The 14,414-nt window shown below is 57.6% G+C and carries 17 protein-coding genes; 8 read left to right on the forward strand and 9 right to left on the reverse strand.

Annotation, left to right across the window (positions count from 1 at the left end; translation table 11 throughout):
• Positions 1–12: 12 nt before the first annotated feature.
• A complete protein-coding gene (gene grxC / locus ACVWXE_RS09130; RefSeq protein WP_414381646.1) occupies positions 13–273 on the forward strand; it encodes a glutaredoxin 3 in 261 nt (86 codons plus the stop codon).
• Positions 274–284: 11 nt separating this feature from the next.
• On the opposite strand, the gene ACVWXE_RS09135 is transcribed toward grxC, so the two are convergent.
• Together ACVWXE_RS09135 and ACVWXE_RS09140 are read right to left on the reverse strand one after the other, a co-directional pair.
• Positions 285–581 carry a DUF2470 domain-containing protein gene (locus ACVWXE_RS09135; RefSeq protein WP_457490134.1) on the reverse strand — a complete coding sequence of 99 codons (297 nt, stop codon included), beginning with the start codon at positions 579–581 and terminating at the stop codon, positions 285–287.
• 205 nt (positions 582–786) lie between these two features.
• Positions 787–1,458 (reverse strand): hypothetical protein, encoded by a 672-nt coding sequence (locus ACVWXE_RS09140; protein ID WP_457490135.1) that lies wholly within the window; start codon positions 1,456–1,458, stop codon positions 787–789.
• A gap of 123 nt (positions 1,459–1,581) precedes the next feature.
• Between ACVWXE_RS09140 and ACVWXE_RS09145 the strand changes: the two genes are divergently transcribed.
• A complete protein-coding gene (locus ACVWXE_RS09145; RefSeq protein WP_457490136.1) occupies positions 1,582–1,974 on the forward strand; it encodes a hypothetical protein in 393 nt (130 codons plus the stop codon).
• 69 nt (positions 1,975–2,043) lie between these two features.
• On the opposite strand, the gene ispG is transcribed toward ACVWXE_RS09145, so the two are convergent.
• From ispG to ACVWXE_RS09160, 3 genes are read right to left on the reverse strand one after another with little or no spacing between them, the layout of a single operon-like run.
• Positions 2,044–3,273 carry a (E)-4-hydroxy-3-methylbut-2-enyl-diphosphate synthase gene (gene ispG / locus ACVWXE_RS09150; RefSeq protein WP_457490137.1) on the reverse strand — a complete coding sequence of 410 codons (1,230 nt, stop codon included), beginning with the start codon at positions 3,271–3,273 and terminating at the stop codon, positions 2,044–2,046.
• A gap of 49 nt (positions 3,274–3,322) precedes the next feature.
• Positions 3,323–4,144 carry an MOSC domain-containing protein gene (locus ACVWXE_RS09155; protein ID WP_457490138.1) on the reverse strand — a complete coding sequence of 274 codons (822 nt, stop codon included), beginning with the start codon at positions 4,142–4,144 and terminating at the stop codon, positions 3,323–3,325.
• A gap of 45 nt (positions 4,145–4,189) precedes the next feature.
• Complete coding sequence (locus ACVWXE_RS09160; RefSeq protein WP_011431791.1) at positions 4,190–4,705, reverse strand: bifunctional nuclease family protein; 516 nt, start codon at positions 4,703–4,705, stop codon at positions 4,190–4,192.
• Between ACVWXE_RS09160 and ACVWXE_RS09165 the strand changes: the two genes are divergently transcribed.
• Entirely contained in the window at positions 4,704–5,552 is an 849-nt protein-coding gene (locus ACVWXE_RS09165; RefSeq protein WP_457490139.1) for a cobalt-precorrin-6A reductase, read from the forward strand. The two genes, ACVWXE_RS09160 and ACVWXE_RS09165, sit on opposite strands and share 2 nt — an antisense overlap.
• Before the next feature lie 25 nt (positions 5,553–5,577).
• Here ACVWXE_RS09165 and ACVWXE_RS09170 read toward each other — a convergent pair whose 3' ends face one another.
• Positions 5,578–5,934, reverse strand: a complete 357-nt coding sequence (locus tag ACVWXE_RS09170; protein WP_414374366.1) for a single-stranded DNA-binding protein — start codon at positions 5,932–5,934, stop codon at positions 5,578–5,580.
• A gap of 336 nt (positions 5,935–6,270) precedes the next feature.
• Between ACVWXE_RS09170 and ACVWXE_RS09175 the strand changes: the two genes are divergently transcribed.
• Positions 6,271–8,427 (forward strand): NAD(P)H-quinone oxidoreductase subunit 5, encoded by a 2,157-nt coding sequence (locus ACVWXE_RS09175; protein ID WP_457490140.1) that lies wholly within the window; start codon positions 6,271–6,273, stop codon positions 8,425–8,427.
• A 171-nt stretch (positions 8,428–8,598) separates the two neighbouring features.
• Complete coding sequence (gene scpB / locus ACVWXE_RS09180; RefSeq protein WP_414399267.1) at positions 8,599–9,096, forward strand: SMC-Scp complex subunit ScpB; 498 nt, start codon at positions 8,599–8,601, stop codon at positions 9,094–9,096.
• 184 nt (positions 9,097–9,280) lie between these two features.
• On the opposite strand, the gene ACVWXE_RS09185 is transcribed toward scpB, so the two are convergent.
• The gene (locus tag ACVWXE_RS09185) at positions 9,281–9,931 is read right to left on the reverse strand and encodes a peroxiredoxin (RefSeq protein WP_414399269.1); all 651 of its coding nucleotides are present in this window, start codon (positions 9,929–9,931) and stop codon (positions 9,281–9,283) included.
• A 292-nt stretch (positions 9,932–10,223) separates the two neighbouring features.
• Here ACVWXE_RS09185 and ACVWXE_RS09190 point away from each other — a divergent pair, with 292 nt between their 5' ends.
• Positions 10,224–11,279, forward strand: a complete 1,056-nt coding sequence (locus ACVWXE_RS09190) for a hypothetical protein (protein WP_457388561.1) — start codon at positions 10,224–10,226, stop codon at positions 11,277–11,279.
• Between the two features lie 79 nt (positions 11,280–11,358).
• Here ACVWXE_RS09190 and ACVWXE_RS09195 read toward each other — a convergent pair whose 3' ends face one another.
• Together ACVWXE_RS09195 and ACVWXE_RS09200 are read right to left on the reverse strand one after the other, a co-directional pair.
• Entirely contained in the window at positions 11,359–12,204 is an 846-nt protein-coding gene (locus ACVWXE_RS09195) for an alpha/beta hydrolase (RefSeq protein WP_457490141.1), read from the reverse strand.
• A 120-nt stretch (positions 12,205–12,324) separates the two neighbouring features.
• Positions 12,325–12,912, reverse strand: coding sequence for a CPBP family intramembrane glutamic endopeptidase (locus ACVWXE_RS09200; RefSeq protein ID WP_457490142.1), 588 nt, complete (start codon positions 12,910–12,912; stop codon positions 12,325–12,327).
• A 492-nt stretch (positions 12,913–13,404) separates the two neighbouring features.
• On the opposite strand from ACVWXE_RS09200, the gene ACVWXE_RS09205 reads away from it, so the two are divergent.
• Positions 13,405–13,533, forward strand: a complete 129-nt coding sequence (locus ACVWXE_RS09205) for a hypothetical protein (RefSeq protein WP_414328685.1) — start codon at positions 13,405–13,407, stop codon at positions 13,531–13,533.
• Positions 13,534–13,735: 202 nt separating this feature from the next.
• Positions 13,736–14,269 carry a thermonuclease family protein gene (locus tag ACVWXE_RS09210; RefSeq protein ID WP_457388565.1) on the forward strand — a complete coding sequence of 178 codons (534 nt, stop codon included), beginning with the start codon at positions 13,736–13,738 and terminating at the stop codon, positions 14,267–14,269.
• Positions 14,270–14,414 lie beyond the last annotated feature (145 nt).

Here is a 14,414-nt window from a genome sequence, read left to right on the forward strand (position 1 = left end):
TGTTGTTTTCTTATGACTGTTGAGATTTACACCTGGCGTTTTTGTCCCTTTTGCATCCGGGCTAAGCAACTGCTGGATCGCAAAGGCGTGAAGTATATCGAGTACGCCATCGATGGAGACGAGGCAGCACGGGCGGAAATGGCCAAGCGGGCCAACGGCCGCCGTTCGGTGCCGCAGATTTTCATCAACAACCAGCACATCGGCGGCTGCGACGATCTTTATGCCCTTGAGTCCCGAGGCCAGTTGGATCGGCTCCTGCAACAGGTCAGCTAATCCCGTCTCCATTACTTCATAGCTTGCTTAACTTGGGCACGGGCCTGCTTCACCATGGCAATTAAGGTTTGATGGGCGTCCTCGGAGTCCCGCAGGGGGTGGTCGAAGCGGATCCGCAGCGTTTGTACGGCCCCGTCGACCTGCACCCGCAAGTCCATCCCTTCCGGGTCAATGGCCTGCATGCAGGCTTGGGTAACTCCTTCCACCTGGCCAAAGACCCTGGCGTAGAGGGCTATTGCATCGGCATGATCTTCGTTCATGTGCTTGCAGATGCGCTCGCTAACTTGGGGGGTGAGAGGATCGCCCATGGCAGTTGTTTTTAGCTTACAGCCCTCAGTTTAAAGCTCCCGCCAGTCCACAGTAAACTACCCAACCCTACCCCTGGCCAGTACAATAATGCGGCTAACCCAGTATTAAAAGCGGCGCTCCCGGATAGGCAGCCGTTTAGGTTTCAGAATAAAAAGGCAGGGATCCCTTCCCCTCCATCCCAGACAACACCAGGGATCCAGGGGATCAAGCTTGTCCTTGGGCTTGTAGCTCCAACAGCTCATCTGCCATATCCAAAAAAGCCTCCCGATCCAGATAGGAGACATCTCCCACCCACTCCCCCAGCTTGACCACATAGACCTCGCTCAAGGTGGGCCGGCGCTGCAAATCGCGGGAATAGGCTTTCACCAACCCGAGCACCGATTGCTTTTTGACAATTCGCCTGTAGCGGGGATCGTCCTTGGCCCGCACACGATAGACGACTCCGGTCTCATCGCCGATTTCCATCTCAAACTGGCGCTCCCGCACCTCTTCAATGTAGAAGTTGCCATCTTCATCCAGCTTTTCTCGCTCTTCCACCACCACCTCGTAGCGGCGAGTGCGCAACACCCGCCCAAAAAACAATCCCCCATAGGGAATCTCGCGAAAGGCTAGCTGACGGCGGGAGATGGTATAGAGCGGCCCCCACAGGAAGGGATAGAGCAACGAGAGAATCCCGACCAGGAAGGCGATTGCCCCCAGAAAGGATCCCTCGTCGAAAGCGCGAGAGAGAACCAGCAACGCCACACCCACCAAAATGGCCGTGATGATGCGGCCCGTGCTCTTGAGGGCATCGCTCCAGTAAGCCGCATACTGAAGGCGCGTTGGCACCACCGGAATCACCGATTCGCATTCTTCTGGGGTTAGCTCCAACAACATGCTCCAAGGATCCTCACAATGCCACACTCCATCTGCAACGGGCCAGACCCTATCTTAAAATGAGGCAGGGGCGCTTTGCCGCCGGGCTTGTCTGCTGCCAGTCCTTGCGCACTTGCCACTTCCATGCCGACAGGATCCCATCTCTCCCCAGCCGGCCAGACCATCAGACAGCAGGTGGCCCAGTTGGACGAGGGATCCCGTCGCGACAAGGCTTGGCTGGGGGATGCGGTGTTGAGCTTGTTTGCCCGGCAGTGGCTGCTTGGGCCACCTCAAGACTGGCAAGTGCCTTCCCCGCCCAGTTGTGACCTGAATCGCGCAGAACTCTTCACTTGGCTGACCTCCAATCAATTTTTGTCGGCCTTCAGGGATCCCACGCAGGTTGAGGCGGAAATCGGCCTGATTTACGAAAAAGAAGGTCTACAAGCAGCGTTTGAATATATCCAGGCGCACCTGCTGCCTCTGTTTGTAAGGCAGGTGAACAACCGCGCCAAAGCCCTGCGTGGCAAACGCCACTAGCCAGTTTCTGAGCGAAGCAAGAGCGCGGCAGGATGGCTGGGCAGGTCGCCTCTTGAGGGGGAAGCAGAATTAATGGGAAGAAGGGGGATCCACCCAGCGCCCATCGGCTTTGATCAGATCGATCAGCGCCTGGACACCTTCCGATTCCGGCACCCTTTTCACTTCCTCTTTGCCACGGTAGAGGGAGATCACCCCCGGCGTCTTGCCCACGTAGCCGTAGTCGGCGTCGGCCATCTCTCCCGGCCCATTGACAATGCAGCCCATCACGGCAATGTCCAACCCCACCAGATGCTGAGTTGCAGCACGCACCTTCTGCAGCACCTCCTCCAAATTGAAGAGGGTGCGGCCACAGGAAGGGCAGGCCACATACTCCACCATGGTTTTGCGCAGGTTCAGAGCTTGCAAAATGCCGTAGGCCACCGGGATCTCCTTCTCTGGCGCTTCCGTGAGAGAAACCCGAATCGTGTCGCCGATCCCTTCAGCCAAGAGGGTTCCGATCCCCACCGCCGACTTGATGCGCCCATATTCTCCATCGCCCGCCTCGGTGACACCTAAGTGGAAGGGGTAATTCAGGCCCAGGGCATCGAAGCGACGGGCTGCCAGCCGGTAGGCCGCCAACATGACCTGCGGGCGGGAGGCCTTGAAGGAAAGCACCACATTGTGAAAGTCTTGCTCGGCGCAGATTTGGGCAAATTCCAGGGCCGACTCCACCATGCCCTCAGGCGTATCCCCGTAGGTGAAGAGCATCCGCTCTGCCAGGGATCCATGATTGACCCCAATGCGCAGGGCTTTGTTCTGGGCTTTGAGGGTCTGGACAAGGGGGGTGAAGGTTTCCCGGATTTTGTTACGAATGGCCTCTAATTCCGCCTGGGTATATTCTGTGCGACCGGGCTGAGGTTTTTCAAAGATGAACAACCCCGGATTGATGCGCACCTTGTCCACGTATTTGGCCACCTCCAGGGCGATCTTGATGCCGTTGTGATGGACATCGGCTACCAAAGGCACGGGCTTGTAGGTTTGGATCAGCTTCTCCCGAATCGCCTCCATCGCCTTGGCATGGGCCATGCTGGGAACGGTAACCCGCACAATCTCTGAGCCCGCCTCGTGCAGACGGCGGATCCCGGCTACTGCCGCGTCGACGTCGAGGGTGTCCTCGTTAATCATGGACTGTACCACCACCGGGTGCTGGCTGCCGATCAACACATCAGCTACGGCCACCGTACGGGTGGGGCGACGGGGATAGACCGGTTCTGGGTAGGGCTGCTGGGGGGGGGCGTTGGGCCGATCCAGGGTTTGCATAGCTTGGTCAAGCCAAAAGAGCTGCTCTAGCTTGATTGTAGGTCGGAAACTAACCTGGGGTTCGATTCAGCTCAGGGTAAAGGCTGAGGGGTTCAACCCCGAGGATTTCGACGGGATCCCCAACCCTCAGGTGCTTGCCCGCCTCCGTTCTCGGGATCCACGTATTGATCCCAAGGCGATAGAAATGGTCAAAGCGGCTGGCTTCGGCCCAGGGTGGCAAGGTTTTCTGCCGTTGCGCTACGAAGTGCTTTTGAAAACCGGGATGGGCATCTCCGCTCAGGGGATCCCGGGTGGGCACCACACAGCGGGCGCAGGGGTTAAGGCCCAGCAGCTCCACTTCCCCGATGCGAAAGCGCACCCCTTGATCTGCCTGGGCAAAGAGCCGATCCTCCCAAAAGGGCAGACATTCCGACAGCTCGATATTCATGCGAAAGCGTTGCCGCATCTCTTCGGGGGTGAGGCCGGGGAACCAACCGGCCACTGTCTCGAGAGTGGCTGTGCTGATCAGGGTGGGGCCGTTGGCATAGGGATCATCCGGAAACCCCCTGAGAGGCTCTTCCAGCAGTTGCACCGGAAAACCGAACCAATCGCTGAGCCAAGTCTGCAAAGCATCCCGCTGCTGCTGCAGGTCAAACTGGGCCGTCTTGCCCTCCCCCCACAACTGCACCTGGCCCAACTGGGGATCAAACCGGGCCCGCAGGCGGTGGACCGCAGCATGGCGCTTGCCGTTCACCCGCTTTCCCTCCGCATCCACCAGGGCGTAGCGCCGATCCACCTCCAAAGTCCCCCCTGCCGTCAGCCTCACCTCAGACAGAGGGATCCCATCCAGGGACTTGATGGGATAGACCGTTAACCTGGCAACCTGGGGCATGGCCTGTCTGCCGGGATCCCTGGGGGTGGGATCCGCCTTAGCTGCTTAACTGTCGGCTTCGGTGGGATGGTCGGTCATGGGGTAGCTGCGGATAAAGTCTCTGGGGGTTACATTTTCTACAAACTTGCGAAAGGCCTCCCGCTCCGCCTCGTCGGCATCCTGGTTCATGGGGATCGAGGCTTCCGCAATGACCTCTTCCACCGTCCAGATGGGAACATGGGCCCGCAGAGCGAGGGCAATGGCGTCGCTGGGGCGGCAGTCGATCTCTTGTTTTTTGTCACCATTCACGGTAACGAGCACCGCGTAGAAGGTGTTATCCAGCAACGCGTGAATGATGACTCGCTCCAGCTTGATCCCCCACGTCTTCCAGGAATTGAGGATGAGATCATGGGTCATGGGGCGCAGTGGCTTTTGGTCGTCCAGGGCCTGCAAAATGGCGTTGGCCTCTGCTTTTCCCACCCAAATGGGCAGGGCACGACGCTCACTGCCATCGCGCAGGATGACAATGGGGTTTTGGTTGACGGCATCGACCGCAATCCCAGCCACATGCATCTCGATCATGAGCAATTGCCTCCAGCCGGTGATCTTGATCGTATCTACGGGCGTCAAAGTTTGGCAACACACCATGAGCTCAGTTGGTAGTCCAGTTGAAGTGGCTTTGATCGGGGGCACTAGCGAGAGCCGCAGCTTGGCCGACGCCCTCAGCCGGCAGGGGATCCCTTGGGTGGCAACCGTCACCACCGAAGGGGCCAGAAGGCTGTATCAGGATTTGCCCGGTCAGGTGGTGGTCACCCGATTTTCGCCGCCATCTCTGGAAGAATTCCTGCAAGAACGCCGGATCCGCGTAGTGGTGGATGCCTCTCATCCTTTTGCCCAGCAAATCTCGCAACTGGCCATCCAGGTGACGGCTCAACTGGGGATCCCCTACCTGCGCTACGAACGCCCTCCTGTAGAGCTGGATCCCTGGGTCCAGGTGGTGCCGGACTGGCAGGGGGTGCTCACAGAGGCGGTGCTGGCGGGGCGGCGGGTGCTGCTGACGGTGGGAGTGAAGGCCCTGCCCCTGTTTGTACCTTGGCAAGATCGCTGCCAACTGTGGGCACGGGTGCTGCCGGAATCGGTTCCCCAAGCGGTGCAAGCCGGGATCCCTGCCGAGCGGGTGATCGGGATGCGCTTGCCCCTCAGCTTGGAGCAGGAACTACAGCTTTGGCAACAGCTCAGCCCTCAGGTGGTGATCAGCAAAGCCTCTGGGGAAGCAGGCGGGCTGGGGATCAAACAGGCAGTGGCCAAAACCCTGGGGATCCCTTTGTGGGTGATCCGCCGACCCCCCTTGGACTATCCCTGGTGCAGCCAGGATTTGACAGAGGTGGTGCAGGAATGCAGGCGATGCTTGGGCAGAGCCAAACCTTGAGGTTGCCCGGCTCCGGCCAGACAAGTCAAAACGGCTCTTCGGGGGGCAGGTTGGCGTCGCGGTCTTGACGGGATCCCAGCAGTTCTAGGCGATCTACAGCGATGATGGGTCTCTGGCGCTCTTCTCCGGTGGATTTGTCTTTCCAGCGATCAAACTTCAGGCTGCCCGTTACTCCGATAAGACTGCCTTTGCGCACATACTCTCCCGCCACCTCGGCAGTGCGGCCCCACAACTCTAGGCTGAACCAATCAGGCTTGTCTTCCCCTTTGCGGAATCGGTTGACCGCCAAGCTAAAAGTACAGACCACCCTGCCCGACTCAAAGTAGCGCACCTCCGGATCCATGCCGGCTCGCCCCACCAGGGTCACCAGGTTCAAGCTCATGGGTAGTTTCTCCAGACCGCCAGTAGATCTAGCCTTCGTTGTAGCGCTCGCAAGGGATCCCTGTCATCTTTTGGCCTGCGACCGTCAGCTTGGGCTCAGAGCCGATTCTTTAGGATATCTACAGATTCAACTGCGGGGATCCCGATTGATCTCTGGGAAAAGCCTCTGCTGTGATGGACTTGATGCTCGGGATCCGGATCCGCACTCTGTCGCAAAAGTTTACAATGGCAGAAGCAGTTGAGCAAATGCCAGCCCACCAGACACTCCCACCGGCCAATTGCAGGGCTAGCAGAGCAGGTTCGTTGCTGTGAGAGGACGCATTCAGAAGCATTTCCCATGGAATTCATCTACACGTACGCCTGGTTGATCCCCGTCTATCCTTTGGTGGCAGCCTTTCTCCTCGGCTTAGGTATCCTGATGTTCAACGCCTGGACAAGGGCCAACCGCTCTCTGGCTGCCTTTTTGAGCGTGTTCGCGACCGGGACGGCGATGGTTCATGCCTTTGCCCTTTTGGTCAGCCAGGTGCAGGGGCACGAAGCCGTCCTCAGAACCCTCACCTGGGCCCAGGCGGGATCCTTCTCGGTGGATATGGGCTTTGTCGTGGATCACCTGAGCGCCATGATGCTGGTGGTGGTGACCACGGTGGCCTTTTTGGTGCAAATCTACTCCGACGGCTACATGGCCCACGATCCCGGCTATGTGCGTTTCTACGCCTACCTGAGCTTATTTAGCTCCTCGATGCTGGGCTTGGTGGTCAGCCCCAACCTGGTGCAGATCTATATCTTCTGGGAGCTGGTGGGGATGTGCTCCTACCTGCTCATCGGCTTTTGGCACGACCGGCAGGCGGCGGCAGAAGCAGCGCAAAAGGCGTTTGTGGTCAACCGGGTGGGAGATTTCGGCCTGCTGTTGGGCATTTTGGGCTTTTACTGGATTTCCGGTACCTTCGCGTTTGATGAGATCGGGCGCAATCTGCAGGAGATGCTGGCTAGCGGGGCAGTGAGCAGCAGCTTGATTGCCCTGTTTGCGGTGTTGGTGTTCTTGGGGCCGGTGGCCAAGTCGGCTCAGTTCCCGCTGCATGTGTGGTTGCCGGATGCTATGGAAGGTCCCACGCCTATCTCGGCTCTCATCCACGCGGCGACGATGGTGGCGGCTGGGGTATTCCTCTTGGCCCGCATGTTCCCGGTGCTGGAAGGGATCCCGGTGGCCATGGACATCATCGCCTGGACGGGGGCGGGCACAGCCTTCTTGGGGGCCACCATTGCCATCACCCAAAACGACATCAAAAAAGGCTTGGCCTACTCCACCATTTCCCAGCTGGGCTACATGGTCATGGCCATGGGGTGCGGCGCCTATGGGGCGGGCCTGTTTCACCTGATGACCCACGCCTACTTTAAGGCGATGCTCTTTTTGTGCTCTGGCTCAGTTATCCACGGCATGGAAGCGGTGGTCGGCCATGACCCGGTTTTGGCCCAAGACATGCGCCTGATGGGGGGGTTGCGCAAATACATGCCGGTTACGGCCATCACGTTTTTGATCGGCACGTTGGCCATTTGTGGGATCCCGCCCTTCGCCGGCTTTTGGTCTAAAGACGAGATCTTGGGCGCTGTTTTCGAACGGAACCCAGCTCTGTGGGGGGTGGGCTTCCTCACCGCCGGCATCACTGCCTTCTACATGTTTCGCATCTATTTCCTCACCTTTGAAGGGGAGTTTCGCGGCACCAACCTGAGACTGCGGCAGGAGGTGGCCATCAGCCAGGGCCGTCCTGTGCCAGCTTTTGCCTACGTTTTTGCGGGGAAACAACCGGCCTTTGGCCCTGGAGCCATGAACATTCAAGAAAAACCCCAGCCCAGCAGCCATCCTGAAGCCCACGAAAACCTGCACGACGGAGATGCCCATGCCTCAGAGCCCCATGAGTCCCCTTGGTCGATGACCTTCCCGCTGTTGGCTCTGGCCGTCCCTTCTGTGCTGATTGGCCTGGTGGGTACCCCTTTTGCCAACTTCTTTGAAGCTTTCATCCACCCACCGACTGAGTCTGTGGCAGAGGCAGGCTCGATTTTGCCGCTGGTGGCAGCAGAGTGGCAGGAGGTGCTGGCGGGCCATTTCGATTGGGCAGAGTTTCTAATCATGGCGGGTAGTTCCGTGGGCATTGGGCTGATCGGCATCACTTTGGCCAGCTTGATCTACTGGCAAAAGCGCATCGACCCGGGCACCTTCCCCCAAAGCCTGCAGCCGCTCTACTACTTCTCCCTCAACAAGTGGTACATCGACGACCTCTATGAGCGAGTCTTTGTGCAGGGCACCCGCTTCGTGGCACGGGAGGCGCTGGAGGTGGACAGCCGCATTGTGGATGGTGTGGTCAACCTGACGGGCTTGGTGACCATGGTGAGCGGCGAGGCGATGAAATACCTGGAGAGCGGCAAGGCCCAGTTTTACGCTTTGATTATCTTTGCAGCGGTGGTGGTGATGGTGGTGGCATCAGGGGTAGGGTTCTAGCTCGAAGGCGAGGATGGATCCGGCCCGCTTGGCCAAGGGATCCCTCAGCCTAGAACTGCTGCTATGCTACGGAGCAAGTTGAGCGGATCCCTTGTTGCAATGGCCCCGCGTTCTCTTAAGTCGATTTCGCATCCCTTGTTGGCGGAAAGGCAAGGTCAGAGGGAGCGTGTCTTGGCCCTGAAAAATCAGATCGAAGCGATCCTCTACTTAAAAGGGCAGCCCCTGGAGCTATCCGCCCTGGCCCAGTTGGCCCATTGCAGTCGCGACGAAGCCTACGATGCGCTGCTGGAATTAATGGAAGACTATGCCCATCGCGATTCTGCCCTGGAAGTCCTACAGGTGGGGGAAGGGTTTGCCCTGCAGTTGCGGGAGCCGTTTTTGGAGCTGGCCAACCAGCTTTTACCCCCTGAAATTGGGGTGGGTGCTACCCGTACCCTGGCTACAATCATTCTGCGTGGCCCGCTCTCGCAAGCCGATTTGGTGGAGTTGCGCGGTCAAGGTGCTTATCAGCACGTGGCAGAGTTGGTGGAAAAAGGCTTTGTGACCCGCTATCGCAAAGAAGGCAGCCGTTCCCCCTGGTTGCGGGTGACCGATAAGTTTCATCGCTACTTCACGGTAGATGAGCTGGCCAAAAAAGCAGCAGAGGCGGCTTCTTTCCCCGAAGAATAAACTTTGAAGAATAAACTTTCCCCAACTGCAAAATGAGGGATCCCTAACTCCCCTCTCCTAAAGGGAAAGTGTCTCAATCTGGCTTGAAATAAAAAAGGATCCCCTGGTCGGGGATCCAAATCGAGGGGAGCGCAGCTTCGGCAGAGAAGGGATCAGCCGAAAGTAGGTTCGATTGCTGAGACTTCTACTTGTTGGGCTGAGGGGTGACCCGCAAATAGGGCTTAATTTCCTTGTAGCCTTTTGGGAACTTCTCTTTCAGCACTTCCGGATCTTTCAGCGAAGGCGGAATGATGACATCGTCACCGTCTTTCCAGTCGGCAGGGGTGACGACATTGTACTTATCCGTCAGCTGTAGGGCATCGATCACCCGTAGGAGCTCGTCGAAGTTGCGGCCCGTGCTGGCCGGGTAGGTGAGAATGAGGCGGATCTTCTTATTGGGATCAATAACGAACACCGAGCGCACCGTCAGGGGCAGCCCTTCTTGATTGAGGTTGGTTTGATCCAACATGCCGTAGAGCTGAGAGACCTTGCGGTCTGCATCTGCCAAAATGGGATAGGTCAAAGTGGCGTTCTGGGTTTCCTCGATGTCTTTTACCCAGCCGACGTGGGAGTCCACATCGTCCACACTGAGGGCGATCACCTTCACACCCCGCTTTTCAAATTCGGGCATCAGCTTCGCAACAGTGCCCAGCTCTGTGGTGCAGACCGGCGTGTAATCGGCGGGGTGAGAGAACAGCACCACCCAGCTATCTCCAGCCCAAGAGTAGAAGTCAATTTCGCCGTGGGTAGACTTTTGCGTGAAATTGGGAGCAGTATCGCCAAGTCGGAGAGACATACGCTCTTGATCCTCCGTAAAAGGGTTCAATCCGGTGAGACAGGGATCCGAATCCTTCGATCCGATCCCTCCCGATCTTGCCACATAACTCCACTTTTCCGAGCGGATTGCAGGTGATTTTAAGATTCTTGCTGGCAGGAGGGAGTGCTCCTCCTCTTCGCTGACGCCTTGCGCCCAGGCAGAACGTAAACAATTGCTGCGCGGATCTTAACGTTCCTTAAGTTCTTTGCTGCAGCGGTAGCCCCCTAGAAGTATGCTAGGTAAAACTAGATCCTCTGACGTAAGGTAGGCCATGGAAGAATTGAGGCAAGACGCAGAAACCGTTACACCTTGCAGCTTGGCCACCCTGTGGGCGCAAAAATATGTAGACAAGCTACGGGCACAGGCTGCCTTGGGCGAGCTGCCAGGCGCCCCTCTAGCTGACAAGGTGAAGGGATCTTTGCGCTTTGCCAGCTCCCAGGCCTGGGCGAAGACGGAGCGGCTCTTGGCTGCTGAAATACCGAGGCAGCGGCTGGATCCGGACTTGATTGATCCCTGGCAAATTGCCGAGGATTCCCAGGAGTTATTTGAAAAGGCAGCAGCAAGTTGTGGGGAGGGCCTCTCACCAGCCCGCTTTTCGGTAAAGATCGCGCCATCTTGTGGCCAGCTGCGGGCTCGCTACAGCAAGCCGGATCCGCGGGTACTTGGCTTTTTAAGCATGCAATTTCACTACACGGGGCAAATGGTCCTGCAGGCTCTGCTGCCCCAGGAGCGGGGTCTCTTCCACCCCTACTTGAAGGTCATGGATGACCACCTGTACATGCCTTTGCAGAGGATGTACGAGGCCGCTGCCGCCCAGGCAGGCGATCACTTTTCTGCGCCTTTGGCTGCTATTCAAGAGCTCTTGCCCCTGGTTACCAGCGTGGCAGAGTCCATTTGTGCCGAGGTAGCCCAACGTTTTCCGGACTATCACTGCGAAAGCGGTCCCTTGACAGATCTGAACGTGCGGATTTCCAGCATCCGCGATGTGGAGATGTTTCAGGTGTACTTGGGCCTCTGTGCCCTAGAAGGCAGCATGGCGGCTATCCAGCAGGAGCTGTTTCCCCTCTGTGTGATGCTCTACCCCCCTTTGAAAGTGAGCTGGGAGCTGGTACGGCAGATGCTCAAGCTCTTGGATAAGGTTCTGAGGTCTGGTCTCAGCCAGGCCAGCTATGCCGTCCTGCTGCCCTACCTCCAGACAGTGCAGGGTATGTTCTCGCTGGAGGTTTTTCCTGAAAATGACCCCATCTGGAGCCATCAGCCCGATGTGATGCGCTTTATGGAGACGGCGCAGAATCTGTTGCAAGAATTGCTGGCTCAAAAAGCTTAAAGGCCAGTTAACGCCACCATTCCTATTCCCGCTCGCGACCTCCCAGTTACGCAAGGAAGGGAACATTGGCAGTTGCTGCTCAGCCTGCCTGCAGCTTGGGATCCACCAGCTCGGCTACGAATTGGTGCAGGATGGTGACATAGCGCTCTCTGGCCACCTGCAGCAAGTTGTTGTGATCGGCTCCCTCGATGGGCACCAAGCGTTTGGGATCCCGTGCTGCTTGGTAAAGGGCTTCAGCATGCCAGAAGGGGATTAGACGATCCTGGGTACCGTGCAAAATTAGCAGCGGGCAATTGATCTTGGCCATGCGGCTGAGGTTATCGAAGCGATCGAAGGGCAGCAGCGGGATGCGGGTTAAGACGCGAAAGGCTGTGACGAAGGTGGATTCCAGGATCACGCCCCCCACCGGCTTTTGGGCTGCCAAATAAACCGATGGCCCACCCCCCACCGAGCGCCCATAAACCAAAATCTGCTCCGGCGGGATCCCTTGGGCAACCAGGTGAGCGTAAGCGGCCTCGATGTCTTTGTAAGCGCCGGCCTCGGAAGGGATCCCTTCGCTGGTGCCGTAACCGCGGTAGTCGTAGGCCAAGACGGCAAACCCAGCCTGCTGCAGGTGCACCAAGCGGGGCAGGATATCCCCCAAGTCTTCAGCGTTGCCATGGCTATAGAGGAGGGTATAAGCAGCAGCCGGATTGGGCAGATATACCGCTGAAATCTGCAGCCCATCAGAGGTCGTGAGCTTGAGAATGGCGTCCCCATCTCGATAGCTGGCGGGACGAGGCAAAAAGATCATTCGCTCCGATTGAAACCAGCCCAGCCAGAGCAGGTAGCCGTACACCACCAGCCCGACGAGCAGCAAAGATCGCCCCACGCGCAGCCATGGGAAGGATCCCCAAACTAGTTGTAGGAGATCTCGGTGGGGCATTGACAGGAAGGCATCGACAAGTAAGTTAAGCTCAATTTGCGGCACTTGCCCAAGGTTCTGCGCTGCTTACAGGCAACCCCTTTCCCATAAGGGAAGAGGGGAGCAGGAAAACTGCATCCTTTAGGGCTCCGCTTGAGAGAAAAAGCATTTCCAGGCACAAACCCCAATCCAGTTGACAAGGGTGTGGGCGACAATGGTGACCAACAGGTTTCCCGACAGCCACAAGCCAATCCCCATGAGGATACCAACCCCGCTGGCCCAGACGGCATAGGGCCAGCCCTGCCATCCCAGCCAATGCAAGGCGCCAAACAAGAGGCCGCTCAGCAGGATCCCGCCTGTCCACCCTAAGGGGCTGGCCACCAGAGCTGACAGCAGCACACCGCGAAACAGCCATTCCTCGCTCCAGCCCGGCAGCAGGCCCACCCAAAGGATATCTCCCCACTGCAAGGGATCCGCCACCCAGTGTAAGTAGGCAGTGGCTGCCCGACGACAGGCTGGCCAGAGCCGGTAAACCCCGCCGCTGAGCAGAGCCACCCCCAGTCCCAGCCCTGCCCCCCACGCCAAGGCTAGGGGATCCCAGCGAAACGGCACGGGAAAGGAGGATCCCAGCCAGATCCAGAGACCCACAATGAGAGCCGAAAACAGGGTGGTGATGCCCATTCCATTCAAGATCTGTTCGCGTGTGCAGGGCTGAATCTGGGAAGTCATGGAGGGGATCCCTAGGCTTCGAACTCCGGAGGGTTAACAGCAGCTGCTGTTTTTATCATCGTTTATCTCAGCGGTCCTAGGTTCACGGCAGGTTGACAGCAGCTACAGAGCGTCCCTCAAAACTGCCTCAGCTTGTAAGCCAGCATGGATATGAGCCTTGAGTGTGACCAAAGGGACTCAATCGCCCCCTTGCTCTGTCTTCTGAGCCTCTGTGTAGCGCTTGATAACCTCTCCGGAAACTTGCCCCGCTGTACCCGCGTAGTAGCTTGGGTTCTACAAATAACCACCCCAGAGCCTCTTTTTGAGTTCAGAATGTCTCCCAAAGAGAGCAGGAGCCGTGGAACTTTTAATACCTTGGCAACGACCGCCGGAGCCGCCTTGGGAGAAGCAGAAAGAAAAACGTGATTCAAGGCTTAGAGTAGAGAAGGGCTTCCAAGCTTTTACCCTCAGCCCGGCTATACCCCAAATACCCACACCCGAGATGGGTGCAAAGTGCTCCGCACCACGGACGCGACCGAGCGGCGCATTCACCAAGCCATTCAAAACGCGCAGGCTCGCTTCGACAGCGACAAGTTCGCCGACAAATTTGCCCAGCAATTGCGGGGAGAGCCGGGGAACTGAAGAAAAGCGAGCAGGAATGGCTCAGTCGCCTGGGAGCCTTGGGCAACCCAACCAACGGCGGATCTACTGCTGGCCAATTCAAATCTGCGGTGGGATTGTTTTCTGGAGAGTTGCCGCTACCATTACACTTTGAGCGTTGCCACCGGAAACTCCCCGGCGGGAAAAGAAGAGGGGGCTGCGTCCAAAGTGGGGAATTAAGGTCATGTTCCAGCGTATTGCTCTCGGCTCTGCTGCATTGGGATTGCTTCTGGCCATACCCGTCCTTCCCAGCCACGGGTTTGGAGAGCCCCGGGTCGTTCCCGATACCCTGTTCTACTTCGACAACCACCGCTTCGATCGCTACCCAGATGCGGTTGTGGTGCGGGTGGTCAACGGCGACACCCTAGTGGTGCAAATCGAAGGGGAACAGAAGATGCGCCTAATCCGGTTGGCCGGGATCGAGGGTCTCAGCCCGGAAGAAAACCCCTATTACCAGCAAGCCATTGAACTGATGCGGGAGCGCATCCTCTACCGCACCGTCAAGCTGGAAGGGGATAAGTTGCTGCGCAACGTAGATGCTACGGGCTTGGTGGAGGCCTATGTCTGGTTAGAAGGCCATCAGATGAACGCCATGTTGGTGCGCAATGGCCTGGCCCGCATCATCCCCTACAGCCACAACATCAAGTACGACAGCTACTATGGTGGCCTACAAGAAAAAGCCCAGCAGGAGCGCCTTGGCATTTGGAGCCGTCTCTGAGTTGGCTTTATACTGAACTTCAGTTCTTTAATCTTCAAGGGAGCAGAGAGGAAAGAGCATGACTCTAGTCAATAATAAGCTCAACTATACTGAAAATAATGTATAATATGTTCAGTACGGATTACTACCAGTTGATCTTTCTGTT

The organism is Thermostichus sp. MS-CIW-41, from assembly GCF_054058915.1.